Genomic DNA, 24,637 nt, shown 5'->3' on the forward strand with positions numbered 1-24,637 from the left:
GGCTATCACCAAGCGCAATCGCATTTCCGGACTACGGATTAGCTCGTTTGGCTTCCTCGCGCCTGGCGCGCAGAAGGTCTAAGAAGCTGTCCATGATTTTGCTGCTCTCATGTCGACGCCATGCGATGATCGCGTCCACCTTGCAGCGCTTATCCTTTAGTGGGCGAAAGACAACATCATCGGAGCGGAGGTACTGCACAGAAGAGGGAACAATCCCTACTCCCTCGCCGGCTTCGACCATAGTCAGAATGGATTGCCAAGAACGTGGTGTGTCTCCGATCCTGGGTGAAAACTTTGCCTTCTTGCACATCGCTACGATAGAGTCGAACACCTCTGGTGATCCCTCGCGAAAATATAAGATTAGGCGCTCCTTTGCAAACTGATTCAAAGCAACGGCTTGCTCACGGACGAGCGGATGCCCTTTTGGCAGGGCCACCACCAAGGGTTCACTCATAAAAAACTCGTGATTGAGGAGGGACTTTGATTCGACGGAGATTCCGCGCGTAAAAGCAATATCGATATGGCCATTAAGGAGAGCTTCAATTTGTTCCGAAGTATTCAACTCTCGCAGTGCAACCGTAACGCCAGGGAGTTGTTTGCGAAACTTTTGGATAAGTTTTGGCAGAAATACTGCCGTAGCGGGACCGCAGAGCCCGACTGTCAGCGTCCCCGACATACCCTTGGATGATCTGACAGCCAATTCAACGGCCCGGTCAGCGCGAATCAGAATCTCGCGTGCCTCGTGAAAGAAGATAGCCCCTTCGGGGGTAAGTGTCACCTCACGCTGATGACGTCGGAACAGACTGACGCCGATCTCTTTTTCGAGGTCCCGCACCTGTCCGCTGACACCTGACTGGGAGACATTAAGCTGCCTTGCGGCGGTGGTAAAACTTCTGTGCTCAGCAACAGCGCAGAAGTATCTGAGATGACGAAGCTCCATAGTAAAGCAGAATACCACCGTTGTAGTGCTATCGCCTTTTCTGATGGGTAAGATCAAAACATACAGCGTTACTTCTGATGTCGGCGTAGCCCGAATGACCGCCTGTGCGCTGGCTGTCGGAACTCATAACCCCTGAATCGCCGCAGGACCATCTCTTGTCAAAGCGCACACGAGTGCTCGCTTCGCATAACGTTCTTGGGGTAGGTGAGATTTGACTCTTGTATCCGATTGTTCTCGTCCACCAAGACCTCGGGGGCTAATCGGTAGCCAGAAAACGGCTTTGCAGCGTCAACGTTCGGCCAGAAACAAATCGAGGTGACGATTGACGGCATCTACACTGTGCATAATCTCATCCGGCGGAGCAAAGGAACCGAGGAAGCTATTGCGCGCAAGAGCAGCAATATCCTCCGCAGATAGACTCAGGGCCGCGCAACAGGCTTCAAGATTCTCATTGACGTAGCCCCCAAAGTAAGGTGGATCGTCAGAGTGGACGCTCACTCGCAGTCCACGATCAAGCATCGTCTTTAGAGGGTGAGCCTCAAGCGATGGCACACCCTTTAAGCGGAGATTGGAAAGCGGACAGACTGTAAGGGGCGTCTGCTCGGCGGCGAGTCGCTCCATGAGGGCGCTATCGTGGCAGGCGGTGACCCCGTGGTCGATCCGCTCGACCGACAGCATGTCCAACGCTTCCCTGATGTACGCAGGGGGGCCTTCCTCCCCGGCATGGACCGTTGTTCTGTATCCCAGCGCCTTGGCTTTGAGGTAGAAAGGCCTGAATCTCCCCGGGGGGTATCCCACCTCCGGACCGCCCATGCCGACCCCTACAATATGCTCGGACCATGGCCCAATCGACTCAAGCAGGCGTAAAGCGTCCTCTACGGGCCTGTGACGATGGACGCTCAGGATGTATGCTGCGCTAATGGCGCTGCTGGACTGCGCGTCCGCGATTGCACCAAGCACACCGTCCATTATGGCCCCGAGCGGCACGCCGCGCTCGGTAAAACTCTGCGGTCCAAGAAACAGCTCTACTCGGCGGACGCTCTGTTCATTGGCTTTTGCCAGATAAGCCGCAGTCACATCGTAGAAGTCTTTCTCCGTTACAAGAACGCGACATCCCTCAAAATAGAGGGCGAGAAAATCCTCCAGGTTCTCGAATTCGTAAGCGGCAAGCAGAGCTTCCTCAGAGGACCACCGCAAGGCAATCTTATTGCGCTTAGCCAGCCTAAAGAGCATTTCCGGTTCCAGCGAGCCTTCCAAATGCATGTGGAGCTCAGCTTTTGGGACAGTCCCGATAAACTCCCGAATGTGGTTCATCATGTCCACCCTTTCTAACCTTACTTTCCACATCTCCGCTGACTAGGCAAGCCTAGTCTGACCTTTTCGTTTTTTTACATCGATATTGCCACGTTACAACTCTTATGTATGATGGCACGTTTACATACGCGGTCTATGTAAAGTCGGGTATACCAATCAACTCGCTCCAATGCGCGGCCCCTACACAACCTGAAAGGATGTTATGACTCAACGTGATGCCGTATTTCCTGCGGAACCTAATGCCCTTTACGAACTACACGGCTATTCAGCTGCCATCAGATCCGGAAGCCTGCTCTTTGTCTCCGGCCAAGTAGGAAGCCGCGCCGATGGCTCGCCGGAAGCGGACTTTGGGAATCAGGTCCGGTTAGCGTTTGCCAACCTAAAGGCGACGTTGTTGGCAGCGGGATGCGGATTCGATGACATTGTCGACGTAACAACGTTCCACACTGATCCAGAGAAACAGTTTGAAACATTCATGGCAGTTAAGAGGGAGATTTTCGAACAGGCTCCTTACCCGAACTGGACGGCGATCGGCGTCAACTGGCTAGCCGGCTTTGATTTTGAGATCAAGGTGATCGCCCGCATTCCAGAGAAGGCTTAGCCCTAAGCCATGATTCGGACCGAAGTGCCGGACGATTGCATCCTAGAACTCCCGTTGGCACCGTTGTGCGATGCCTGTATCCGCGCCCCACGCTGTAAAGCCATGAGGGCACCGGGGTAGACATGCAACTCCGTGAAAACGCCGTCGCGAATGACCTTTGATATCGGTCCCGTTTTGCAACATCTTGACCTGGATTCGTTCGCTCGAGCCAGCGAAAGTCTCTTACATCTGAGGCGCTGACCGCGCCATAGCAGACCCAACCGCGACCGCTACGAGCCCTGCCACAAGGCTCACCACCATATAAAGTACTCCGATCCAGAAAGCTCCTGAAGTGAAGTCCGTCCATATTTCCCATTCGAATGTTGAGAAAGTGGAGTAGGCCCCGATGAATCCTACTGGAACGAGATAACGCCAAGTCGGATCGATGTTCGCGTGTCGATTGAGGAACTCCACGGAGAACCCAATTAAAAGACAAGCGCTGATATTGATAACAAGCGTACCCACTGGAAAGCGCATTCCGAACCGCTCGGCCGCAAGAGCGCCGACTTGGTATCGGGCAATTGATCCCAGAGCACCACCAATCGCGATGAGCAGGTATCGTTGCAATGTCAATCTCCTTATTTCTATTTGGTTGCGATGGGAAGGCTAATGAAACTTGCTTTGCAGCCGCGCCATGACAACCGTGAATCCTTCATAGGATGAGCCCAACATGCCGACGCGGCCATTGGATTCGGGAACATTCTTCACGAGCAAATCAATCGTGTCGTAGGCATCGGTTGTGTCATCGGCCCCGAGTTATTAAAAGCCTAATCCCACCGGCGGCGGGGTCATCAGGTATACGCCCTCCGAGCCATACGGGGGATTAGGGTAGTCATGGCATTTTCTCTCAGCTGAACAAAATGATTGTCACTAACGCTCGTTGGCACGCTGAAGTTCCGTGCGCTTAGCACGCAGGAGCGCTAGAAATGCGTCCGTGACTGCGCTGCTCTCATGGCGACGCCACGCGAATATCGCGTCTACCTTACAACGCTTGTCAGCTAGGGGCCGAAAAATAACATCGGTGGAGCGCAAATATTGAACGCAGGAAGGAATAAGTCCAACCCCTTCATCGGCTTCCACCATAGTCAAAATCGACTGCCAAGCACTAGGTGTGTCTCCAATCCTGGGCGAGAACTTTGCCTTCTTGCATACCGCCACAATCGCATCGAATACCTCTGGCGCGCCATCGCGACAGAATACAATCAGGCGCTCTTTCGCAAGCCTATTCAATGCGATTGTCTGCTCGCCGGCGAGAGGATGCTCCTTTGGTAGGGCAACTACTAACGGCTCTCTGACAAGAAGCTCGTGACCGACAAACGGCTTAGATCCTGCAGGAATTCCGCGGGTAAATGCAATATCAATATCACTATTGAGAAGCGCTTCAATCTGTTCAGATGGAAGAAGCTCTCGCAGGGCCACCGCGACACCGGGAAATTGTTTGCGGAATCTTCGGATCAGTTTCGGAAGAAACGCAGCCGTAACAGGTCCGCAGAGCCCAACCGTCAGCGTCCCGGACACACCTTGGGATGATCTGCGGACCAATTCAACGGCCCGGTCCGCTCGAATCAGAATCTCTCGCGCCTCATGAAAGAAGACAGCTCCTTCAGGAGTGAGGGTCAGCTGACGCTGATTGCGTTGGAAAAGCACGACGCCAATCTTCTTTTCGAGATCGTGTACCTGCCCGCTAACCCCAGATTGGGAGACGTTCAGCTGCCGCGCGGCTGTCGTAAAACTACCGTGCTCAGCAACCGCGCAAAAGTATCTGAGGTGACGCAATTGCATATGAAGCAGCGTACCACCAATTTTTGCTATCAGGATCTCTGATAGTAGGTATCAAAACAAACGGCGTTACTTCTGGTAGTGACCGTGCTCAAATCAGCGTGTGAGCGTCGGCGCGCCGGACATCGCAGGTACTACGACTGTCTAGCGATTTGCCTATCGCATGGTTGAAATGGTCCCACTTGAGCTTGTCACAGCAACGGAGAGATAACGACATGTCATCGACATATACCCCCACCATCGCCCCGCAGACGGTCGCCTACAAGTCGCTTGAAGTGAATGGACTCAACATAGCCTATCGAGAGGCAGGCAACACCTCCAATCCAAAGCTTGTTCTGCTTCATGGCTTTCCATCCTCGTCACATCAGTATCGCGACCTTATCCCGGCTCTCGCGGATCGCTTCCATGTTATCGCTCCAGACTATCCGGGCTTCGGCGACAGCGATTATCCGGATCCTGACAAGTTTTCTTACACGTTCGACAATCTTGCTGAGGTAGTGGAACGCTTTCTGGAGAAGAAGGGATTTGATCGATACGGCCTGTATGTCCAGGACTACGGCGGCCCCGTCGGCTTTCGCATTGTCACGAAAAACCCCAGCGCGCTTGAATGGTTGATCATTCAGAACACGAACGCCTATGAGATCGGATTTACCGCCGCATGGGGAAGTCTGCGAGGGGATCTTTGGAAGCAACGGACTCCGGCCTCGGAGGCTGCCGTAGCGGGTTTGCTCGCGCTTGACACAGTCAAGGCCATCTATCTGCACGGTTCCACGATTCCCGAACTGATCAGCCCGGACAACTGGAATTCGGACTTCGCATCGCTCCAGCGCCCGAACGCACATCGCATTCAAATGGACTTGTTCTACGACTATCGCACCAATGTTGCCCTCTATCCGGAGTGGCAAGCGTTCCTGAAACAACACCAGCCGGAGACCATCATCTTTTGGGCCCAGGGTGATATCTTCTTCACTCCTGAAGGCGGTGAGGCCTATCTTCCCGATCTCCCCACGGCAGAGATGCATCGGCTGAGTGCTGGACATTTCGCGGTGGAGGATTGCCTCGACTACATCTCCACCCATATCCATAAGTTTTATGACGCCCGTGTCGGGCCGGAGGCCTAAAGGTCGCGCAGTTTGGTGTCCCTACGGGTAGGCTGCGTGACGCTATCGCAACCGACTCGCGACGTTGTGATACGCAATCGGTTGGTGGAGACAATACATGGGACGCCAATTTGCGAAGATCGCGTTTACCCCTCTCGTTAAGAAGCAGCAGGAACTCCACGGCAGTCGGCGGCAATACCAACGGATAGAAGAGATTGGTGAACCGGGCGGCCGACTGGGCGAGGACGAAAGAGAGTTCATTGAAGCCCGCGACGGGTTCTACATGGCTTCCGTGAGCGAAACCGGATGGCCATACATCCAGTTTCGTGGAGGCCTAAAAGGCTTTCTTCGCGTGTTGGATGACCAGACGCTCGGTTTTGCCGACCTGAGAGGCAACAAGCAGTACATCAGTGTCGGGAACCTACAGCACGATGACCGGGTGGCTTTGTTCTTGATGGACTACGTAGGACAACAGCGACTCAAAATCCTAGGGCGAACGAAGATCCTGGAAGGCAATGAAGAGGCTCGAGAGCTGATTGCGAAGTTCAGGACCTCCGAACACAACGCCATTCCCGAACGAGCCTTCGTGATTCATATCGAAGCCTTCGACTGGAATTGTCCTCAGCATATTACGCCGCGTTTTACGGAGGAAGAGGTCAGGGACCTACTCGCAGAGAGGAATGCATGAGTACTGAAAACACGGACGGTACGGCTCCTGTACTGCCCCCGGCGCGTATCCGCCTCGAACGGAAACATCCTCTCGCAATTCGCTGGATGCACTGGGTGAACTTCCCGGTGCTCTTCACCATGATCTGGAGTGGCATCCTCATTTATTGGAATGACTCAGATAACGCTTATCAACATCCCCATGCGATTTACCGCATTGGGATTGGCAGGTTCACCCTCTTTCGGCTGTTTCCTGATTGGTTCTATCAAAAGATGCACGTCCCTTACCACGTAACGCAGGGCCTGGGTTACCACTTCTTTTTCATGTGGATCTTTGCCCTGAACGGTATAGCTTACGTGCTCTACACGGCGTTCTCAGGAGAATGGCGTTTCCTGCTGCCGGAACGCCGAAGTCTGCGCGACGCGATCCAGGTCACACTCGTCGACCTCCATCTACGGAAGGGCTTGCCCGAGCAAAAGAAGTACAACGGCGCTCAACGCATCGCTTACACATCGGTAATCATGATGGGCGCGGGAATGCTGATCACAGGTCTGGCCATCTATAAGCCAACACAGGCGCATTGGCTCACGAGTCTTCTTGGTGGCTATGAGATGGCTCGGTGGCTACATTTTTGGATAACGATGAGCTTCCTGGGGTTTTTCGCAGTTCACGTCCTGCAGGTCGTGCTTGCAGGATGGAACAATTTTCGCGCCATGGTGAGCGGCCTTGAGATTCAGAAGACGGAATCCCCGTCGCTGGAACCGGAACGACGGAGTCAGCCATGAACGATCAAGATCAATCGCCCGAGGAGAAATCTACTCCTCACGTTGCGCCGGTAGACACCGAATCGACAGCGTCCGGCCCTGCACGCGATGCTTCGGTTTCAGATGAAGCAAAAGTCTCAACGTCGTCAGACGAGAAGCCGGCGCTCCCCGAGCCCGACGAACTGGAACCGAAGGAACTCGCTGTTGAGGTCGATCCGCAGCCTAAACCAGATTCGGACTTTGAATCGGAATCGAAGGCCCGGTTGGACGAGGGCGACGCGACCGTTCTGGCGGCATCGCGAAAACATACTCGCCGATCCTTCTTCGTCGCAGCAGGCGGCGCTGCGGCTGGCTATGGGTTGTACCGTTGGATTGACCAAAGCCCAGGCGACGAAATGCAACCCGAACCTTTTCGGCGCACGTTTCAGGCGAATGCCACCGTCGCAAGAGAGGTGTTCAGGGATCATGCGCTCACGCCGACATACCCGCTAAAGGCTGCGAGAGACCTTCGCGTGAACGGCGTCTACGGGCTGAAAAGCATGCTGAAGGCGGAGAGCTGGCGGCTTCAGTTGGTTGGCTCAAGGCATGATGCTGCCCACCTACGATTCACGAGCGATGTGACCGCTTGGGAATACAAGTACCTGAATGCCGATACCCATGAGGACCAGGGTCACGATACCAAGATCGACCCCAACATCAAGACTGCCGAGAAAATGGCACCAGAGCCGATGCTCAATCAAGCAAGAGCGCAGGAAGAGCGCACAGGACGGATGCCCCGTGGCACAGAAGAGGCCGGTGAAAGCGACAGCACACTCCAAGCTGGAACTCCGGGCCTATTGCTCACAATGGAAGACATTCTGAAACTGCCTCGCCACGAGTTGATTACCCAATTCAAATGCATTGAGGGGTGGAGTCAGATTGTTCAATGGGCAGGTGTACGCATGGCTGACTTCATGGAAGCGTATCCGCCCAAGTCTATCGGCGGGCGGGTGCCCAAATATGTCTATATGGAAACCCCAGATGGTGATTACTACACCGGATACGACCTCGATGTATGCCGGCACCCGCAAACCCTTCTAGTGACCGAAATGATGGGCGCTCCGTTAACTCAATTCCATGGAGCACCCCTTCGGCTGCATATGCCCACAAAGTACGGTTACAAACAGATCAAGCGGATTGGACTCATCAGCTATACGAATCAAAAACCCGACGACTACTGGACCAAACTTGGCTATGACTGGGATGCGGGCCTATGATGACGGGTTCACACCGATACGAGCTCTCGGACGAAAGCGCCTCACAGTCCCCGGAAAGCCTGTTTGAACGATGTCACTGGCTATATGCGCTCTGTCGAGAGTATTTTTTTCGCGACCATACACGGGAGATTACCTCTGCTCTCTTTCCATCCGGCAATCCTGCGAACGGGACTAAGCTTCTCGAATTGGGTTGCGGCCCCGGCCTCTATGCGTGTCGATTTGCGAAGGACTTTCCGCAGGTGACCGCGACGGGAATCGATCTATCGAAGCGTCTGATTCGGCGGGCACGAGCGCGGGCGGCGAACCTCCAGTTGCAAAATTGCACCTTCCTTGTGGGCGATGCTCAGGCCTTAAGCCAGCTTGCACACTCGGTTGACGCGGTCATTGTCTCCCGGCTATTCCTTATCGTTCCGGATAGGGAGGCGGTACTTACAGAGATCTTTCGCGTTCTGCGGCCGGGAGGTCGATGCTTCATTGCAGAACCGACATCTGGCATCGTCTCTCGGTTGCCGCTCAGCGCGATGTGGGTGTTGGCGCGTATGACCGCCAGCCCCTGGGAAAAGTTCCGCGAACCTCAGCAAGTCGAGGTGATGCGCCCGGGTGAATTTCTTAAGTTGGTACAGGGGCTACCCTGGGCTTCGGTTGATGTGCGCCGTGACGACTGGTACCAGTATGCGGTCTGTGAAAAGAGCGAAGCCCGAATCAACGAGCAAAGTTGGAGTGCAGCCTAAATGGCGTATCCAATTCTTAACCCTCTATGCAAAGACCCCGCACTTGCATCTAGCTGCGCGCTTGCCGTAATGGCAAAGGCTCCGCGTCCCGGAAAAGTAAAGACGCGCCTATCCCCACCCCTTACGCTCGAACAATCTGCAGCGTTGAACATTGCCTTTCTCAAGGACACCACTCGGAATATTGCCGATGTCGCTGCGACGAGCACCGCCGTAGGGCTCGTCTGTTACACGCCTATCGGGGATGAAAGCCTCTTTGAGGGCATTCTGCCCGAGAGCTTTGCTCTCATTCCCCAACGTGGCGACACCTTCGGGGAAAGGCTGCACGCTGCAAGCGACGACATCCTTGCATGTGGTTTCGGAGCCGTGTGTCTCATCGACTCCGATTCCCCCACGGTCCCGGCAAGTGTCTTTCACCAAGCTATCGACCTATTGGACCGCCCTGGCGATCGCATCGTACTCGGTGGCTCAAACGACGGCGGCTACTACCTCATCGGGCTCAAGAAGCCCCATCGCGAGCCTTTCACAGGTATTCACTGGAGCACCTCGACGGTATACGCAGAAACCGTCTCGGCAAGCAGAGATGCCAAGATTGAGCTTGCCGAGCTTCCAGTCTGGTATGACGTTGACGATGGCGACACTCTGCACATGCTTTGCAATGAACTGTTCGGGGGAATGCCGTTACCTTTTGCTAGTGTTCCGGGATACCGGGCCCCTCACAGCCGCGAATTTCTTCACCGCTTATTTGGAGTGAGCAAATGAGCTTGGCTTCCGCGAGACCCTGGCATCATGCGCGTGCCTGGCAGACCAACTTAGCCTTGATACTTCTCGGATCGGGTCTGTTTCTGCTCACGCTACAACTCATCAGTGAGTACCGCCGCTTCACAATCGGATTCTCTGGCGTCTCCGGATGGTCGGTAGTTCTCTACCTGTCAGCGATACTCATCATACGTTCGCAGCCCGCTGACCGTTACACCTTCGGAATCATTCTGACGTTTGCGATCGCGTTTCGGTTGGTCACATTAGTTCCCGCACCCTATCTCTCTTCTGATATCTACCGCTACGCATGGGACGGAGTGGTGCAACACGCACACATTTCACCGTATCGCTATGTACCTGGAGATCCGGCCCTTCAATTTCTTCGCGGGCCGAACCAAGAGCTTTTTGATCACATTAATCGTCGCGATTATGCCCATACGATCTATCCGCCTGTCGCTCAATTCCTCTTCTACGTCATCACCTTCATCAACCCGACGATGACGTTTATGAAGACTGCAATGATTCTGTTTGAAGGGCTCACGTTGTTCGCGCTCCTGAAACTTCTGCGCGAATTGGGTGTTCGCCGAGAGCAGTCTTTGCTTTACGCATGGTGCCCTCTCCTTGTCTGGGAGATCGGCAGTTCTGGGCATTTGGATTCAGTAGCACTTGCGTTTATGGGTCTTGCACTTCTTGCTCGATATCGCCGACAGCCCATTCTCACAGGTCTGTTTCTGGGACTAGCCATCATGACGAAAATGTACCCACTCGTTCTATTCCCCGCGCTTTTTCGCCGCGGGGAATACAAAATGCCAGCGGCACTTGTCGTCGTTGTAGCCGTGGGGTACGCCTGCTATTCGAGTGTTGGCATGAAGGTCTTTGGCTTCCTTGGAGGCTATGTTCATGAAGAGGGCATGGATACCGGGACACACTATTTTCTTCGAGAGCTAACGCAACACCTGCCGGGCCTGCACACATTATCGGTCAAGTCGTATTTTGTCTTCGTGACCATTGTTTTTACGGTCCTCATCATCTGGTGTTGGCGAACATGCTGCAATCCCGCTTGGCCCAAAGTCAACAGCGCACAAACGCGTGTCTTCGGATTACCTACAGAGGCGGATTTTGTGATCCCCGCCTTCTCTTTGGCATTTACGCTGATGCTGCTGTTTTCGCCTCGTTACCCCTGGTATGTTGCATGGCTGGTCCCTTTCGTCACGATCGTGCCTGACCTTACTGCTTTCGCTTATATCTGCGGACTTTTCTATATGTGCACAACTTCTCTAGCCGTGGGCTCTGGGCCATCGCAATTCCTGCTCAACAAATGTCTTTATGGTGGAGTCTTCTTTGCCTTTTTGCTGGATATCATTCTGCGCCGATGGCCCATTCATCGTCGTCACTTCACGCTCGAACCGGAGAACGTCAGGTGACGAGTCGCAAGAACATCTCGGTCGTTATCCCCGCGCTTAATGAGCAAGAGTCTATTGCCTACGTGGTCGGATCGATGCCCTGGTCGGACATCGCCGAATGCATCGTCGTCGATAATGGGTCCACTGACAGAACGGCAGCAATCGCTGCCTCCGCAGGGGCACGCGTCGTTACCTCATTACGCGGCTATGGAGCTGCCTGCAAGGCGGGCAGTGACGCGGCAATCGATACCAGTACAATCCTCGTCTTTATGGATGGAGACGGTAGCGACGTCGTTTCTGACCTCTCACGCCTTGTTGTCCCCATCGAATCCGATGTGGCCGACTTCCTCATCGGCTCGCGCATCCGAGGTCGGCGCGAACCTGGCTCGATGTTGCCCAGCCAGATTTTTGCAGGCCACTTCGTGGCAATGCTTTTACGCATCCTGCATGGTGCCCGCTACACGGACATGGGGCCGTTCCGCGCCATTCGCAGGTCGTCCCTGAAGAAATTGAATATGACGGAGATGACCTATGGATGGAATCTGGAGATGCAGGCCAAAGCCGCGCGACAAGGGCTTCGCATTCAGGAAATCGCCGTGGACTACAGATGCAGAAGAGGCGGTCTAAGCAAGGTTTCAGGCAATCTCGGAGCTTCTCTGAAAACTGGAGTCCGCATCTTGGCAGTGCTGCTCCGAACTTCGTATCGCAGCAACGCTCAATGAATTCCAATACACAACGGTTTCAAGGATAACCACATGGATACACATCGAAAGCGGGCACTCGTCACGGGCGGAGCTGGTCTCATCGGCTCTCACATCGTTGATTTGCTTGTGAGGGAAGGTTGGACAGTCCGCATTCTCGATAATCTCGAGCCACAGACCCACAAGAACGGCAAGCCGGACTGGGTCAACCCTGTAGCCGAGTTTCGCCAGGGCTATGTGCAGGACTACGAGACGATGCGGGAGGCGTTGACTGACATCGACGTGGTTTTTCACGAAGCAGCATACGGCGGTTACATGCCAGAGATGGCGAAGTACGTCCTCGTCAATAGCTTCGGCACGGCCCAAATGCTGGAGATTATCCGGGATCATCAACTACCTATCCGGAAGGTCTTGGTGGCGAGTTCGCAGGCAGTCTACAGCGAAGGTGCGGCAAATTGCCCGGAACATGGCCACGTCGTCCCCATGCTGCGCCCCGCCGAACAACTTCGGGCTGGTGACTTCAATGTGCATTGTCCAGTCTGCGGCCATCCTACTTCTTCGATCCCAACCCCAGAAGCCACACCGGGAGGCGGCGAGACCGTATACGCCCTCACGAAGGTGGACCAGGAACGTCTCGTTCTGTTGTGGGGCAAACAGATGGGCATTCCGACCGTCGCATTACGGTACTCATGCACGTACGGTCCGCGCCAGTCGCTCTTCAATCCCTATACCGGCGTCATTGCCATTTTCTGCACTCGTCTATTGAATGGGCGACCGCCAATCATGTACGAGGATGGGGCCCAGACACGCGATCTTTGTTTCGTCGAAGACATTGCGCGCGCCAATCTGCTTGCAGCGACAACGGACACGCTCGATGGCTTACCGGCCAATGTCGGCAGCGGGCGCGCTACCAGTGTCCGCGATCTGGCCGAGATCATCGCCGATCAGTTAGGCGTCAAACTTGCTCCGATCGCTAGGGGTGAATTTCGACCCGGTGAGATTCGCTCGCTGATCTCGGACATAAGTCGCATTCGTACAATCGGCTACGCCCCGCAGACCTCAATCGAGGAGGGGATTGCACGTTACGTCAACTGGATCAAAACACAGGGCACAGTCGAAGACTATTTTTCGAAGGCTGAAGCCGGCCTCCGTGCGAAGGGTATCGTACAAAGCGTGCACACTTGATCGAAGCTCCTGCACTGTATGTACTTCTCCTGACACGCATAGGAGCGCCAAGTTACCTTTTGCCTAAGTTGTAACCTTCCGAAGCTGCGCCCATCGAACAAGGCCGATGTGATGCGGATGATTCGTGGCGCCGTGTTCGGTCAAGGAGAAATGTCAATGAGACAGGATTACCTAGCTGACGAGGTCACTGTCGGAACGCAGGCCCGGTCGCGCAGAATGCGACTTCAGGCTGCGCTAGGTGCCTGGGCGCTGGGCTTTGGGCCAGCCGAAATTGCCGCGCAAGGGCCGATCCTGTCGTCGGTTGGTGCCGATCTGCCGCCCGTCAATGACGCCGTGAGCGCTTTCCGCGTCGCTATACCGTCTGACGCAATTGAGGATCTCAGGCGGCGACTCGCGATGACACGTTGGCCCGAGCGGGAGACCGTGGCCGATGGGGCGCAAGGCGTGCCGCTGGCGAGAGCGGGCCCTTATCGAGGACGTTTCGGGCTCTACTAAGTCGAACCTTCACGTATATGAACTCCCTTGTTCTTGGGCTTAGCCTCGAAAGGTAAATGTATGTCTCTGTTGTTGGCCATGCTGCTCTATTCAATACCCGCGTCTTCATCCAGCGTGCGAACAAATGAGTCGCTTTCAGTCCTGCACTATAGCAACCTTCTGACTATAGCCCCCCTTGATCAGGAGACGACGAGCGGAGCAAGTCCGACGGGGCAGGAACTGGAGACGTCTTCCTTGCAGAGGCGGCTGGAGCGGCAGAATCAGCTCTTCAAAGAACAGGCTGCTTCGGACGCAACTCCCACTTCCGGAGACAAGAAGTCCTTGCTCGACGACTTTTCTCTCGCCGCAAGCGTCCGACAGGATGCGATCGACCGCGAATTTCGCACCGAGCTCGCCGCCATCTCTCCCGATGGATTTCCTGAACAGGATCGGATCTCGCACGAGTTGATGCTGCGGGAGTTGGATCAACGGATGACCGACTACTCTCTGAAGATCTATGAGATGCCGCTCACGCAATTCAGAGGCATTCACACCGATCTTGCGGACGTCCCTCGGTCGCTGTCATTCCACTCGGTCAAAGACTATGAAGACTACATTACGCGACTGCATGAGATGCCGCTTGCCTTCGAGCAGACAGTTGAAGTCTTGAAGCAGGGAGAAAAAGACAGGTTAATGCCGGTGCGCCTCCTGCTGGAGCAGGTCCCCGCTCAATGCCAGGGGATCATTGCTGAAGACCCATTCCTCTTGCCAACGACAAAGTTTCCAGCGTCGATCCCAGCCGCAGATCAGAAGCGTCTCACCGATGAGATCGTCAATGCGGCGAACAACGAGGTCTTGCCCGCATACAAGCGTTTTGCGGCCTTTGTCGCAAACGACTATGCGCTGCATGGGCGCACGGCAATCGGCCTGAGTAGTCTTCCAGATGGAGTTCAGCGCTATCAAAATGCCATTCACGAACAAACCACGACGAATATGACGCCAGCTGAGATTCATGCGCTTGGGCTTCGAGAGATCGCTCGCATCAACGGGCTCCTCACCGACCTCGCTCATAAGGCGGGATACCCCGATCTGAAAAGCTTTCGTGCCGCGCTGAACAGTGATCCCAGGTACATCCCAACGTCAGCCGACCAGATCGTCGAAGACTATAGGCATTACGTCAACCAGATGGAACCCCGCCTGCCTGAGCTTTTTCTTAACTATCCCAAAACAAAGCTGGTCGTCGAAGCGATACCCGCATCTCAGCCGCAAATGGGTACGCATCATGTCGATGGGAGCGCCGACGGAAGCACTCCGGGACGTGTCGTCGTGGCTACTTCCAACTACGCCCATCGACGGCTCATAAGCGATGAAACACAGGCTTATCACGAAGGCATACCGGGACATGAACTGCAGGTCACCATTGAGCAACATCTGAAGGACTTACCGGCTTTCAGGTCGCAGATTCGCAACAACGCCTACATCGAGGGCTGGGCCGTGTATGCGGAAGCACTCGGCAAAGAGATTGGATTCTTTCAGGATCCCGCCTCGGATTACGGACGACTAAATCTCGAACTCATGAGGGCTGTTCGCTTCGTTGTGGACACCGGGATCCACGCCGATGGATGGACCCGCGACCAGGCGGTCACTTACTTTCGCGAGAGTGGTGCGGCCGACGAACCCACCATACAGTCTGAGATCGATCGGTACATCGCCCTTCCTGCTCAAAGCCTCAGCTACAAGATCGGTCAACTCAAGATCCGCGAGCTGCGCGCCCGCGCACAGCAGCAGCTTGGTCCACGCTTCGATATTCGCAAGTTCCATGACCAGATACTCAGTGCCGGCAGCTTGCCCATGGACATGCTGGACGCTCGGATCAATGGATGGATCAAGAGCGAACAAGTGACGGGTGAAAAGTCGGTGCAACCGCAGACCGGCTCTTGAGACTCGGCTGCTGGATTGACAGCTCATTTCCCGCCGACCTGATTTCCCATAACGATAACGAACGGTGGCTTGGCCATCAGAAAGTAAAGGTGCAACATGGGACGTTTCCTAACAACTACACTCCTTCTCGCTTCTTTAGCCTCTGCGACGACGCCGGCAGAAAGTCCCTGGACCGGTACCTGGCTTCTCGATGTCGGCAGAAGCACTCCCGGGATCAAGGATCAGGCTGCGGAGGGGTATCGATTTACTCTGCAATCGGATGGGCAGATCAAATGGGAGATTCCATCTCTTGGCGAAGTGGTTACGGGTAAAACAGACGGAGTGCCGATGGAGATCCATAGGACGAAGCCGTCGCCTGGTCTGACACTCAGTGTTACGGCGGAGGGTCCGGAGGTGCTCATCTACAAGGTCGCTCGCAATGGCAAGCCCCAAGGGGAAGGTCGCATGACCTTGGTCGAGAACGGCAAGGCCTGGGTCGATATCTCCTGGCCTGCAGGTCAGCCGCAATACGCGGGCGAAGTTGTATACGTCAAGCAGTGAGTCTGACCCGTGCCTGCTAGACCGGCACAGACTAGAGAATTTGTCCCAATCGCTGCAACAGCGGTACTCAGTAGGTTTGCTTACGCTGCGACTTGGGCCGCTTCAGTAGAAAGGCTTCTATGACACCTTCGACGCATCTGCAGCGAACATTCTATGAAAGACACCCGAGTGTGGTGGCACCGGAGCTGCTAGGTAAGCTCGTGGTGCGGCGCTATCGAAGATGCCCACTTGTCGGCAGAATTACGGAGGTTGAAGCATACCTGGGTTTAGAGGATCAGGCGTCCCATGCCTCTCGGGCGAAGTCGGCGTTCAATGCTGTTCTCTTCGGGCCTGCTGGCTACACTGATGTCTACCTCATCTATGGCTTGCATCACTGTTTGAACATATCTTGTCATCCGGCAGGCCAGTCAGGTGGTGTCCTGATTCGTGCGTTACAACCAATCGTCGGCGTTTCAACGATGGCCAAACTTCGCAAGCTACCGGCGAACGCACCATCTCAGAGGATCTCTGGCGGTCCCGGTCGAGTTTGTCAGGCACTCGGCATCACGCGCGCAAATGTGCATGGGCTCGATGTGACGAGTCATTCTTCCGCTATACAGATTGTCGACGATGGTTGGAACCCTCCAGGTATCCGTGTTACAAAACGGATCGGGATTCGCAAGTCGGTAGATCTTCCACTGCGCTTTCTCGTTGCGGACGGAGAGGTTTGAACGAGCGCTAGCGGGTAGCCCTTAAGGCGCTTGACAAGCTATCTGAAGCTCTCGATAGGCGGACACCAGTGCATCGAGTGTAAAGGCGCGATTCAACCCGCTCGGGTTAGGCAAGACCCAAACCTCGGCACCTCCGAAGCGGACCTGTTGCCGCCCCCAAGCCACCGATCTCTTGTTGAAGATAGCTGCGAACGCAGGCTTGCCTAAAAAAGCGAGAAAGCGTGGATGGTACCGCTGTACCTTCCTTTCCAGCCCATCAGCCCCTGCGCGAAACTCGTGGAGAGCAAGATCGCTAGCCTTGACGGTTGGCCTTTCGACAGCAGCCGTTAAGCCGCAACCGTGGTGAAGAATCGTGTGATCGTCTTCGGGTCGAATTTGGTGCGGCGTGAACCCTGCGAGATGAAGCGATCGCCAGAACCTATTGCTGCGATTTGAAAAGTGGTGCCCTGCATGCGCAGCACTCAATGCTGGGTTTATTCCGCAAAACAACACATCGAGGTTCCCAGCGAGCATATCCGCCAATTGAGTTGGCGTCGCGTCACTGCTTTGAGTCTGGTTCACGCCCATCGCAACCCCTTACCTCGCTATGCTTTTTGTTCAAAGGACGCGGTCCGCTTCAGCAATTGCTAGATCGTTGATGCTAGCCTCGCGGCGCCTCATGAGACCGGAGGGAGCAAACTCCCATAGCTCGTTCCCATAGGATCGGTACCACTGTCCTTGAGTGTTGTGCCACTCGTACTGGAACTTGACTGCCATGCGATTGTCTCTGAACCCCCAAAGTTCCTTCTTGAGTTTGTAGTCCAACTCGCGTTGCCACTTTCGCGTAAGAAACTCAATCACTGCGGCGCGACCCGTAAGAAAGTCGGTGCGATTTCGCCATTGGGTGTCCTCGGTGTAAGCAGCCGCCACACGTTCAGGATCACGCGTATTCCAGAGGTTTTCAGCAAGTTGCACTTTCTGAGCTGCAAGGTCGGGATCGGTGAACGGTGGAGCAATCACAGTACCCATAGGGATTCCTTTCCAAGGTGCGTTATGACGAAGAGGAATGAGTCGCCTTCACGGATCATGACAGGGCGGCGCATAACCGGGGCGTCACGAATCACGCCCCGGCGAATTGGCCTTTCGAGTTAGGCTACTTCAGAGTGCGATACCTTTGGGAAGTCGATGTCCACATCAGCTGCGATGTTGAAGTAGTTTGTGAAAACGTTGAGCGCAACATGCGCGATGATCTCCGCAATCTCACCGTCAGAGAAACCCGCGTGACGCACTTCGGTCAGTTCTGCTTCGCTGATCTGGCCCTTCGTGTCTAGGACATGCTTCGCAAAGGCCAACGCGGCAGTCGTCTTTGGGTTGTTGCCGTCACCGTGACGGCTGGCGACAATCTCCTCGTCCTTGAGTCCGACCAATTTGCCGATCGCGGTATGCGCGGACAAGCAATAATCGCAGGCATTCTCCTGTGCCGTCAGCAGCGCCAGCTTTTCGCGCGTCTTAGCGTCCAAGAGCCCAGCGGCGAGCGCTCCGCTGAAGCCGAGGTAGGATTCAAGCACCACTGGCGAGGTAGCCATCACTTTGGTCATATTGGGGACAATCCCGAGTTTGCCCTTCACTGCGTCCAGCAGTTCCTTGGCTTTTCCGGTGGCGACTGAGGGATCTATCGTTTTCAAACGTGACATGCTGTTTCTCCTTTGAGTGTTGACCGGAACGTGTCAGCCCGGTTCCTTGCCGCAACCATATGATTGCCGACCGTTCGGTAAAGATGCACTATTTGGCGCAAATAAAATTCGGGTCTCCCAACCGAATGTTCGGCATATATTAGAAGAGAGGGTTTACATGGCACACCGCATCGTCAGTGACGAAGTCTTTCTTGCGACAGCATTGGATCTGTTCCGCACCTACGGCTTTGAAGGCGTAAGCCTGAAGCAACTTGCTGATGCGACGGGACTGGAGAAGGCAAGCCTTTACTACCGCTATCCCGGTGGTAAGGACGCGATCGCGATGGCTGCTGCTGGTGAGGCCGTCAGGTGGCTTCAGGCCAACGTTTTCGACCCACTGGCTGGGGGCGGACCTCCACGCAAGCGCGTGTCTCTTGTCGCCGAAAAGCTTCGGGAGTTCTATGCCGGAGGGCTAAAAGCGTGCGTGATGGACGTTCTTTCGATTCGCGGAGGGTCGGAAGAGCTTCAACTTGGCCTTAAGACGGCAATGCAGGCATTGACGAGTGCTTTCGCGCACGTCGCAAAGGAAAGCGGATATGGTGCAGCCGCGGCGCGGTCTAAAGCGGAGGAAGCCGTCGTGCGCCTCGAAGGTTCCCTCATCCTCGCGAGGGTTTTGGGAGATACTGCGTGCTTCGAGCGCGTGCTCAAAGGGCTACCCGATTTGTTGACTGCGCCGTCATAGTATCGGCGTTGGGTCGTCTTCTCAAATAGCATCGCCGAGTAGGCGCAGTAGCGGTAAATGACCGCGTTGCCTCCCTCATAGAGACATAGGGGAAGGTCCAGGAGGAGGAACTCGACTCCTGGCGCGCGCACGGCGAGCGAAGGCCGGTAGTGGGGGGATGAGGGGCCGGGGAGAAACCTGCACGGTTTCTCCCCGCTCGATTTTCGCGAGGAATAAGGACGAGGGGCGGCAGATTCGCCGCCCTCGTTGCATGGATACTTAGGCTGCCTTCTTTGCCGCCTCTATTGCTGGCTGTGCTACCTTCTTCGCCTTCTCCTTCGCGGCGAACTCCTGCTTCACCTTGGCAGAGATGGCATCCGTATCCACCTTGTATGCTGTGGCAGCTTCCTTGAGGATCACGCTCGGATTACCCCGCGAGGACGCCAGCAGGATACTCGACTCGACCAGCAGGCGAGAGAGGGTGCCTTCATCCGCACGACGAACAAAGGCACTCAGCGTCTTGCCGAGTCCTCCATCATCGCGTTTCTGCCGGATGCCATGCTGCCGCGCCAGCATCTCGACGCGGCTCTCGTCCATGACGCTCACCAGCTTCTCGATGATGAACAGCAGGTCACGCTTGAGCAATCGAACCGGAACGGCGGCGCTCACGGCGGCAAGGACACGGAGGCCGGTCGTGTTGGCGACGGCCTGTTCCTTGCGCTGCTTGTCCTGCTCGGCCTTCCACTTCTCCTCGTCTCGGCTGGTTGGCTGCTTCGCATGATGAACGGGGCAAGATGGATTAACGCATACCTTGTGGATGGTGCCAACGTCCGAGCCTTCCGTGATGATGGCCTCGGTGGTGAACTTGCAAACCTTGAATTCGGGGCGCTTGGCGTCGTCTTTCGACTTTGGCTTCTCGTCTCGAATGCTCGTGTACTTGTTGCGTGGCAAGACAGAGCTACCTTCCTTTTGTCCCCCATAGGCGGTGCTGATCTGCACCAACTCCGGCTTCGCCGCTACGGTCTGAGCGACGTGCGCCGAGACCTTGGCCTGATAGCAGTTGGGATCGGTGCACCGGTCACCCTGCCTTCCGAGGTCATCGCCGAACAGCAGCTTGTTATGTCCTGTCCGTTTGGGGCAGTCGGCACAACTGCCAGCGGCAGGGACAAGCTGCGCGTCCCGCTTGTTGAACGGCGCGTCTTTCAGAACCAACAGGATATTGCTGTCAATCCAGAATTGCAGGTTGCGGACGGGCAGCAGGATACGGGAAGGTTTCGAGGCTCCGCTGTATACCTCTTTGAAGCAGGACGAGAGCGCGGCATCCTGTTGGTCGGCGGGGAGCTTCGCCAACAGCAGCGCATGGCCTACACCGATTTCATCGGCATAGAACGCATCGACCGCTGACGGTACAAGGTCAGCCAATTTCAACCTAGAAGCCACGAACACGGGCGATTTGCCCACCTTAGCCGCGATCTGCTCGATGCTGTACTTGGGGTCTTCCAAGTCCAGCAACGCTCGGAATCCTTGGGCCTCTTCCATCGGGTGGATTTCAGACCTGACAAGGTTCTCCACTAATTGAGCCTCTAACGCGGATGCATCGGAGAGATGAACGACGCGGACGGGCACGGTCGGGACTTCCGCCATCTGCGCGGCGCGGTAACGCCGTGCTCCAGCGATGATCTCGAAGCCGTTCTCGGTCAGTGGCCTTACCAGCAAGGGCGAGAGTACGCCCTGGGTGAGGATGGACGAAGCGAGTTCCTTCAAAGCCACTTCCTCGAAGGTGCGGCGTGGGTTGGTCTTGGACTCACTCAGTAGAGCGAGGGATACGTTACGGTACTCCGTGGCATTGACGATTTGGGTTTCCATGATTTGAAGTTCCTTTCGAGCGGTTGCCCTGCATGGGGTTGTGGAGCGTACACGCTGCCCTGTATCCGCTCCGTGGAGAACGGCTTAGGCGCGTGGGGTCTGTTGCCGTGCGAAGGCTTCGGCGAAGCCCTGCAAACGCAGGTTGTTGTCCCACAGCTTGGCGAATCGCTCGTGCTGGTCGTGTAATTGCGTGTGGTAGCAGTAGTGGCCATCCTTGATAAAGCGGCTCCACTGCTCCACGGCGACGTAATCGTTTCGCCAATAGAAGGCGTTTAGGTGCGCCCCTCCCGCAAGTCCAAGCTCGAAGCACATCTCCGGGTCACGCATGAGGTCGCCGTTCTGTTCGCCGTAGTGAAAGACAGAGAGAGCGGGAAGACCACACGGGCCTGACTCGTCGCTCGCCTCGATCACCAACGCCATATAGGGCAGGTTCTCGATTTTGAGGGAGAGGCCGTGGTGCCACCCTCCGGCCTGTTTGAGGATTGCGAGGATGGTCTGCATTACGCCACCCGCGCCAGTTCTGCATCGGGCATCGTCTCTGCGGTTGCAGACGATTCCAAGGCTTCAAGGATGACGGCGGAGGCCTGCTGAATGACTTCCAGCGACTCAATCAGCAACGAGGCGTTGCCATGATAGAGACTGATGTAGTCTGCACTCGCGGTGCCAGCCTCCAGCCCTACGGCTTTGCCAACGACAAAGGCGATCGCCTCGGCCTCCGTCTCGCGCACCACCTTGGTGGTGGCGGTGCGCCGTTCGGCCTTGTGTAACATCTCGTGCGCCAGCTCATGGAGCAAGGTGGCGAAGGTTTCGGCCTTTGATTGTCCGGGAAGAATGGCAATGCGTCCGCCGTAGCTCATGCCCAGAGCGGGAGCGATCTTCTCAGTAAAGACAAGCTCGATGCCCTGACGCTCGATGAACGAAACGAGTCGGTCGTGGTTCTCGCCTACATCGCCGTACACCTCGCGCATGGCTGGAAGCTCGACGCCTTCGGTCTGCTCCACATCGAAGACATAGGCATTCCGAAACCCAACAAGGACGCGGGTATTCTGTTTGGTGATGTCCTTCTCAGCTTCTACGTCTTTCTTGCGCTTGATGCCGATAATAGGAGCGAGGATGCGGATGCCTTTCTCGCCTTTCTTCACGCTGCGGCCAAGCTGATTCCACGCATACATGCCCGCTACTCTTGTGGCTGTCGGGCGTTGTCGCGCGATCTCTAGGACGTTGCCAAACGAGTACGAATGAAATCGGCTCATCGCATTGAGGTAGGCGGTGAGTGCATCGGAGTGTCCGGCCTCTAGCTGCTCGATGAGGCACTTGACGTTGGCGGCGATCATCTCTTTGGTGGTCTGCCGTGGCTGCGGCTGTTGGGGGTTTTCCCTGATGGGGGTGATGGTGCTGGTGGTGGCGTTCATGGGTGGTTCCTCCGTTTTTGAATGGCTGTGCTGTGTTTGCTCACAAACACGCCTTGGCCCTGGCCCACGCCAGCGGAGGCGGCAAGTGCAAGAGGTGGGTTCCCTCCCCGGAATGCAATGGAGGGCGAGCGCAGCGAAGGTCTGCACAAGCGCAGCGCGGAAGATGAGGGTGCCTCTTGCGCGCGCCAGAGGCGGAGCCTCTCAGGAAGGCTTGGTTTCCTTGTGCGTGCGCGTGAGCGCACAGGACTTGTCAGGGTCGCGTTGCGGCAGGAACAGGCCGCTGTGGTGGGAAGCGGAGAATGCGCAGCAGTCGCAGTGCGGGAGGCGACGCCTCCCGTTGAAGGCAGTCATTGCCATCAGCATCGGGTATGACCGATGATGGACATGGGACGGGTACGCACCGTCCTGGGGCGTGGAAACCCCTGTCGAAACTACAGTGTGCCTTTTGCAGGTGCACCGAGAATCCCCTTGCCTTTGCGGTCGGGGAGCCTGTGACGTATGTCCAGGCCCCTAAAGCTAAAGGTCACTGGGACCGTGTTTCGACCGGTTTTCCAACTCCCCGATCATGGGTTATGGGGCTGTTTGCGGGGGCGCACCGCAGATGTTTTCCCTCTCTCCCCGGCGGAGGAGTTATGCTGATTTCTCGTACGATCCCCTGGGAACGGTATCTGCTGGTGTCCAAAAGACACGGATTTGCTTTGCCTTCAGGCAAGCGATGGAGGCATGGCTCTGTGTGCATGAAATTTCCATGTGCGAGAGTGAGAGGGTATCCGCGATGAGCTCCATTCGCGAACTGAACTTCGCCCCCCAAGGGGAACGGCGTCTGCCGCTGCCGGATCGGTGCAGCCTTAATGTCTCCTGCTTTGAAGAACCAGAGGTGCAAGAGGCTCTGGCGATTGCCATCGAAGAAACGCTCTACGTCGTCGCATTTTCCGGGATAGAGTTGCAGGCGCTGGACGGCGTCACAGTCGCCAACGATTGCTGTGCTGCTGCGTGCGCACTCCAAGATCTTCCGCATGGCCAGGTTCCGCTGGAGATGAGTCCTCAGCCGGAGGTCATGGAGATGGCACGGACAGCCGCCGTCCGCCGCGACGGAGACCTGCGATTTCACATCGTGTTGCGTCGCGGCCTCGCGCTGTCGACGCTGTCGCCGGAGCCCGAGATGCAGCGGTTAGCCCTGGCGTGTATCGCTCATGAAGCCGCGCACGTGGAACACGAGAGCCATCTCTACCGGATGTTCCCCGACAGCTATGGAAAACCACTGGAGTGCGGGAACCGGTCGCGCCAGACCTTCTTGAAGGCAATGGATGTCTGGAGCGAGTATGCCGCGTGCCGGTCTTCGGCAACGTTCCGTCCGGAAGCGGTGGAGGAGTTCGAAGGCATTCTCTGCCGCGCGATCGAAGACAGTTTTGCAGCGGCGCTGGAACAAATCAAGGCGCACCGCGAGGGGCGCGGCGCAGGCGAGGTCTTCCGCGAGATCCAGCAAATCTTCGGAGACGTTTTCATATGTGCCGGCTACCTGCTCGGCCACATTCACGGAATGGAACGGAACCTGAAAGATCGTACGCCGCGCCTTGACGAAATCTTCCGGAAGAATCCGTTCGTGGAAGATCTCATGACCCGGGTCGAACGCATCGTGCGTGAACTTTGGCTGCGGGAATTCGCCTGGGACTCCATCGAAGTATTTGCGCCCATCTACGACCTGATCTGCGAGATGATGAGCCAGTCCGGCCTCGTCTTTGCCAAACACGAGGAGGAATGGAGGATCGTGATGTATGAAGAACCCAAGGCGGCCGAAGAAGCTAAAAAGGCTTTGGAAGGATGGACAAGGCCGTCTAGGTCACAAGAGAGCTAGGTATTAATAGCGACTCGCGCCAGTATTGCCGTGAAACTTCTCCAACGGAAACCGAGCTGGAAACGTGCATCGGCCTGTTCTTACCTCTTGAGAACGCCCGGGAGAAAGGATGCCTAAATCACTCGCAACCTGATATCCGCGTCCGCTCGGTAACAAAAGGCATTCCCCCGCACGAATACGTATAGGCTCTTGTAGTTAGTCGGCGGCAAGCCATCCTTCTCCGGAGACGA

Annotated in this window: 26 protein-coding genes and 1 pseudogene; 16 read left to right on the forward strand and 11 right to left on the reverse strand. The window is 55.8% G+C overall.

Annotation, left to right across the window (positions count from 1 at the left end; genetic code table 11):
- Window positions 1-31: 31 nt before the first annotated feature.
- The gene (locus ACIPR4_RS18530; RefSeq protein WP_245536384.1) at window positions 32-997 is read right to left on the reverse strand and encodes a LysR family transcriptional regulator; all 966 of its coding nucleotides are present in this window, start codon (window positions 995-997) and stop codon (window positions 32-34) included.
- 231 nt (window positions 998-1,228) lie between these two features.
- The gene (locus ACIPR4_RS18535) at window positions 1,229-2,287 is read right to left on the reverse strand and encodes an adenosine deaminase (RefSeq protein WP_342612303.1); all 1,059 of its coding nucleotides are present in this window, start codon (window positions 2,285-2,287) and stop codon (window positions 1,229-1,231) included.
- 169 nt (window positions 2,288-2,456) lie between these two features.
- Between ACIPR4_RS18535 and ACIPR4_RS18540 the strand changes: the two genes are divergently transcribed.
- Window positions 2,457-2,855, forward strand: coding sequence for a RidA family protein (locus ACIPR4_RS18540; RefSeq protein WP_013570203.1), 399 nt, complete (start codon window positions 2,457-2,459; stop codon window positions 2,853-2,855).
- 222 nt (window positions 2,856-3,077) lie between these two features.
- On the opposite strand, the gene crcB is transcribed toward ACIPR4_RS18540, so the two are convergent.
- From crcB to ACIPR4_RS18550, 3 genes and pseudogenes are all read right to left on the reverse strand, one after another.
- A complete protein-coding gene (gene crcB, locus ACIPR4_RS18545; protein WP_013570204.1) occupies window positions 3,078-3,461 on the reverse strand; it encodes a fluoride efflux transporter CrcB in 384 nt (127 codons plus the stop codon).
- A 39-nt stretch (window positions 3,462-3,500) separates the two neighbouring features.
- A pseudogene (locus tag ACIPR4_RS23240) lies at window positions 3,501-3,632 on the reverse strand (CocE/NonD family hydrolase); the annotation flags it as partial.
- Window positions 3,633-3,764: 132 nt separating this feature from the next.
- A complete protein-coding gene (locus ACIPR4_RS18550) occupies window positions 3,765-4,676 on the reverse strand; it encodes a LysR family transcriptional regulator (protein ID WP_013570205.1) in 912 nt (303 codons plus the stop codon).
- Window positions 4,677-4,888: 212 nt separating this feature from the next.
- On the opposite strand from ACIPR4_RS18550, the gene ACIPR4_RS18555 reads away from it, so the two are divergent.
- From ACIPR4_RS18555 to ACIPR4_RS18615, 13 genes are all read left to right on the forward strand, one after another.
- On the forward strand, window positions 4,889-5,794 hold the full coding sequence (locus ACIPR4_RS18555; RefSeq protein ID WP_013570206.1) for an alpha/beta fold hydrolase: 906 nt from the start codon (window positions 4,889-4,891) through the stop codon (window positions 5,792-5,794).
- A gap of 97 nt (window positions 5,795-5,891) precedes the next feature.
- Window positions 5,892-6,461: a pyridoxamine 5'-phosphate oxidase family protein gene (locus ACIPR4_RS18560; RefSeq protein ID WP_013570207.1), complete on the forward strand. Its 570-nt coding sequence runs from the start codon at window positions 5,892-5,894 to the stop codon at window positions 6,459-6,461.
- Window positions 6,458-7,225, forward strand: a complete 768-nt coding sequence (locus ACIPR4_RS18565) for a cytochrome b/b6 domain-containing protein (protein ID WP_013570208.1) — start codon at window positions 6,458-6,460, stop codon at window positions 7,223-7,225. The genes ACIPR4_RS18560 and ACIPR4_RS18565 overlap by 4 nt, the downstream gene beginning before the upstream one ends.
- Window positions 7,222-8,460: a molybdopterin-dependent oxidoreductase gene (locus ACIPR4_RS18570; protein ID WP_013570209.1), complete on the forward strand. Its 1,239-nt coding sequence runs from the start codon at window positions 7,222-7,224 to the stop codon at window positions 8,458-8,460. Before ACIPR4_RS18565 ends, ACIPR4_RS18570 begins: the two co-directional genes overlap by 4 nt.
- Complete coding sequence (locus ACIPR4_RS18575; RefSeq protein ID WP_013570210.1) at window positions 8,457-9,191, forward strand: class I SAM-dependent methyltransferase; 735 nt, start codon at window positions 8,457-8,459, stop codon at window positions 9,189-9,191. The genes ACIPR4_RS18570 and ACIPR4_RS18575 overlap by 4 nt, the downstream gene beginning before the upstream one ends.
- 69 nt (window positions 9,192-9,260) lie before the next feature.
- The gene (locus ACIPR4_RS18580; protein ID WP_245536386.1) at window positions 9,261-9,950 is read left to right on the forward strand and encodes a TIGR04282 family arsenosugar biosynthesis glycosyltransferase; all 690 of its coding nucleotides are present in this window, start codon (window positions 9,261-9,263) and stop codon (window positions 9,948-9,950) included.
- Window positions 9,947-11,371, forward strand: coding sequence for an MptA/MptB family glycosyltransferase (locus ACIPR4_RS21895; protein WP_013570212.1), 1,425 nt, complete (start codon window positions 9,947-9,949; stop codon window positions 11,369-11,371). The genes ACIPR4_RS18580 and ACIPR4_RS21895 overlap by 4 nt, the downstream gene beginning before the upstream one ends.
- The gene (locus ACIPR4_RS18590; RefSeq protein ID WP_013570213.1) at window positions 11,368-12,072 is read left to right on the forward strand and encodes a glycosyltransferase family 2 protein; all 705 of its coding nucleotides are present in this window, start codon (window positions 11,368-11,370) and stop codon (window positions 12,070-12,072) included. The genes ACIPR4_RS21895 and ACIPR4_RS18590 overlap by 4 nt, the downstream gene beginning before the upstream one ends.
- Window positions 12,073-12,105: 33 nt before the next feature.
- On the forward strand, window positions 12,106-13,236 hold the full coding sequence (locus ACIPR4_RS18595; RefSeq protein ID WP_013570214.1) for an NAD-dependent epimerase/dehydratase family protein: 1,131 nt from the start codon (window positions 12,106-12,108) through the stop codon (window positions 13,234-13,236).
- A gap of 150 nt (window positions 13,237-13,386) precedes the next feature.
- The gene (locus ACIPR4_RS18600) at window positions 13,387-13,731 is read left to right on the forward strand and encodes an epoxide hydrolase N-terminal domain-containing protein (protein ID WP_144312486.1); all 345 of its coding nucleotides are present in this window, start codon (window positions 13,387-13,389) and stop codon (window positions 13,729-13,731) included.
- 60 nt (window positions 13,732-13,791) lie between these two features.
- Window positions 13,792-15,651 carry a DUF885 domain-containing protein gene (locus ACIPR4_RS18605; RefSeq protein WP_013570216.1) on the forward strand — a complete coding sequence of 620 codons (1,860 nt, stop codon included), beginning with the start codon at window positions 13,792-13,794 and terminating at the stop codon, window positions 15,649-15,651.
- Between the two features lie 96 nt (window positions 15,652-15,747).
- Entirely contained in the window at window positions 15,748-16,191 is a 444-nt protein-coding gene (locus tag ACIPR4_RS18610) for a hypothetical protein (protein WP_013570217.1), read from the forward strand.
- A gap of 119 nt (window positions 16,192-16,310) precedes the next feature.
- The gene (locus ACIPR4_RS18615; protein ID WP_013570218.1) at window positions 16,311-16,901 is read left to right on the forward strand and encodes a DNA-3-methyladenine glycosylase; all 591 of its coding nucleotides are present in this window, start codon (window positions 16,311-16,313) and stop codon (window positions 16,899-16,901) included.
- Window positions 16,902-16,922: 21 nt separating this feature from the next.
- Here the strand turns inward: ACIPR4_RS18615 and mug are convergent, their stop codons facing one another.
- The 3 genes from mug to ACIPR4_RS18630 all read right to left on the reverse strand — a co-directional run bounded on the left by mug (window position 16,923) and on the right by ACIPR4_RS18630 (window position 18,574).
- Window positions 16,923-17,468: a G/U mismatch-specific DNA glycosylase gene (gene mug, locus ACIPR4_RS18620; protein WP_013570219.1), complete on the reverse strand. Its 546-nt coding sequence runs from the start codon at window positions 17,466-17,468 to the stop codon at window positions 16,923-16,925.
- A 30-nt stretch (window positions 17,469-17,498) separates the two neighbouring features.
- Window positions 17,499-17,909, reverse strand: coding sequence for a nuclear transport factor 2 family protein (locus tag ACIPR4_RS18625; protein ID WP_013570220.1), 411 nt, complete (start codon window positions 17,907-17,909; stop codon window positions 17,499-17,501).
- 119 nt (window positions 17,910-18,028) lie between these two features.
- A complete protein-coding gene (locus tag ACIPR4_RS18630) occupies window positions 18,029-18,574 on the reverse strand; it encodes a carboxymuconolactone decarboxylase family protein (RefSeq protein WP_013570221.1) in 546 nt (181 codons plus the stop codon).
- A gap of 157 nt (window positions 18,575-18,731) precedes the next feature.
- Between ACIPR4_RS18630 and ACIPR4_RS18635 the strand changes: the two genes are divergently transcribed.
- Window positions 18,732-19,295 (forward strand): TetR/AcrR family transcriptional regulator, encoded by a 564-nt coding sequence (locus ACIPR4_RS18635; protein WP_013570222.1) that lies wholly within the window; start codon window positions 18,732-18,734, stop codon window positions 19,293-19,295.
- A 258-nt stretch (window positions 19,296-19,553) separates the two neighbouring features.
- On the opposite strand, the gene ACIPR4_RS18640 is transcribed toward ACIPR4_RS18635, so the two are convergent.
- The 3 genes from ACIPR4_RS18640 to ACIPR4_RS18650 form a co-directional block, all read right to left on the reverse strand.
- The gene (locus tag ACIPR4_RS18640) at window positions 19,554-21,140 is read right to left on the reverse strand and encodes a ParB/RepB/Spo0J family partition protein (RefSeq protein ID WP_013570223.1); all 1,587 of its coding nucleotides are present in this window, start codon (window positions 21,138-21,140) and stop codon (window positions 19,554-19,556) included.
- An 84-nt stretch (window positions 21,141-21,224) separates the two neighbouring features.
- Entirely contained in the window at window positions 21,225-21,641 is a 417-nt protein-coding gene (locus tag ACIPR4_RS18645) for a DUF6908 domain-containing protein (protein ID WP_013570224.1), read from the reverse strand.
- Window positions 21,641-22,552, reverse strand: coding sequence for an ArdC family protein (locus ACIPR4_RS18650; protein ID WP_013570225.1), 912 nt, complete (start codon window positions 22,550-22,552; stop codon window positions 21,641-21,643). Before ACIPR4_RS18650 ends, ACIPR4_RS18645 begins: the two co-directional genes overlap by 1 nt.
- Before the next feature lie 715 nt (window positions 22,553-23,267).
- Here ACIPR4_RS18650 and ACIPR4_RS18660 point away from each other — a divergent pair.
- Window positions 23,268-24,407, forward strand: a complete 1,140-nt coding sequence (locus ACIPR4_RS18660) for a hypothetical protein (RefSeq protein ID WP_245536387.1) — start codon at window positions 23,268-23,270, stop codon at window positions 24,405-24,407.
- Window positions 24,408-24,637: the final 230 nt, after the last annotated feature.

Origin of the sequence: Terriglobus saanensis SP1PR4 (assembly GCF_000179915.2) — a bacterium.
Classification (GTDB): Bacteria; Acidobacteriota; Terriglobia; order Terriglobales; family Acidobacteriaceae; genus Terriglobus; species Terriglobus saanensis.

Bases quoted from the DNA above. Each gene is read 5' to 3' on its own strand.
- ACIPR4_RS18550 (WP_013570205.1), bottom strand. From the start codon at position 4,676: ATGCAATTGCGTCACCTCAGATACTTTTGCGCGGTTGCTGAGCACGGT.
- ACIPR4_RS18570 (WP_013570209.1), top strand. From the start codon at position 7,222: ATGAACGATCAAGATCAATCGCCCGAGGAGAAATCTACTCCTCACGTT.
- ACIPR4_RS18565 (WP_013570208.1), top strand. From the start codon at position 6,458: ATGAGTACTGAAAACACGGACGGTACGGCTCCTGTACTGCCCCCGGCG.
- ACIPR4_RS18645 (WP_013570224.1), bottom strand. From the start codon at position 21,641: ATGCAGACCATCCTCGCAATCCTCAAACAGGCCGGAGGGTGGCACCAC.
- ACIPR4_RS18605 (WP_013570216.1), top strand. From the start codon at position 13,792: ATGTCTCTGTTGTTGGCCATGCTGCTCTATTCAATACCCGCGTCTTCA.
- ACIPR4_RS18560 (WP_013570207.1), top strand. From the start codon at position 5,892: ATGGGACGCCAATTTGCGAAGATCGCGTTTACCCCTCTCGTTAAGAAG.
- ACIPR4_RS18540 (WP_013570203.1), top strand. From the start codon at position 2,457: ATGACTCAACGTGATGCCGTATTTCCTGCGGAACCTAATGCCCTTTAC.
- ACIPR4_RS18635 (WP_013570222.1), top strand. From the start codon at position 18,732: ATGGCACACCGCATCGTCAGTGACGAAGTCTTTCTTGCGACAGCATTG.
- ACIPR4_RS18615 (WP_013570218.1), top strand. From the start codon at position 16,311: ATGACACCTTCGACGCATCTGCAGCGAACATTCTATGAAAGACACCCG.
- ACIPR4_RS18640 (WP_013570223.1), bottom strand. From the start codon at position 21,140: ATGGAAACCCAAATCGTCAATGCCACGGAGTACCGTAACGTATCCCTC.
- ACIPR4_RS18535 (WP_342612303.1), bottom strand. From the start codon at position 2,287: ATGTGGAAAGTAAGGTTAGAAAGGGTGGACATGATGAACCACATTCGG.
- ACIPR4_RS18555 (WP_013570206.1), top strand. From the start codon at position 4,889: ATGTCATCGACATATACCCCCACCATCGCCCCGCAGACGGTCGCCTAC.
- ACIPR4_RS21895 (WP_013570212.1), top strand. From the start codon at position 9,947: ATGAGCTTGGCTTCCGCGAGACCCTGGCATCATGCGCGTGCCTGGCAG.
- ACIPR4_RS18580 (WP_245536386.1), top strand. From the start codon at position 9,261: ATGGCAAAGGCTCCGCGTCCCGGAAAAGTAAAGACGCGCCTATCCCCA.
- ACIPR4_RS18610 (WP_013570217.1), top strand. From the start codon at position 15,748: ATGGGACGTTTCCTAACAACTACACTCCTTCTCGCTTCTTTAGCCTCT.
- ACIPR4_RS18600 (WP_144312486.1), top strand. From the start codon at position 13,387: ATGTCAATGAGACAGGATTACCTAGCTGACGAGGTCACTGTCGGAACG.
- ACIPR4_RS18595 (WP_013570214.1), top strand. From the start codon at position 12,106: ATGGATACACATCGAAAGCGGGCACTCGTCACGGGCGGAGCTGGTCTC.
- ACIPR4_RS18650 (WP_013570225.1), bottom strand. From the start codon at position 22,552: ATGAACGCCACCACCAGCACCATCACCCCCATCAGGGAAAACCCCCAA.
- mug (WP_013570219.1), bottom strand. From the start codon at position 17,468: ATGGGCGTGAACCAGACTCAAAGCAGTGACGCGACGCCAACTCAATTG.
- ACIPR4_RS18660 (WP_245536387.1), top strand. From the start codon at position 23,268: ATGGAGGCATGGCTCTGTGTGCATGAAATTTCCATGTGCGAGAGTGAG.
- ACIPR4_RS18630 (WP_013570221.1), bottom strand. From the start codon at position 18,574: ATGTCACGTTTGAAAACGATAGATCCCTCAGTCGCCACCGGAAAAGCC.
- ACIPR4_RS18575 (WP_013570210.1), top strand. From the start codon at position 8,457: ATGATGACGGGTTCACACCGATACGAGCTCTCGGACGAAAGCGCCTCA.
- ACIPR4_RS18625 (WP_013570220.1), bottom strand. From the start codon at position 17,909: ATGGGTACTGTGATTGCTCCACCGTTCACCGATCCCGACCTTGCAGCT.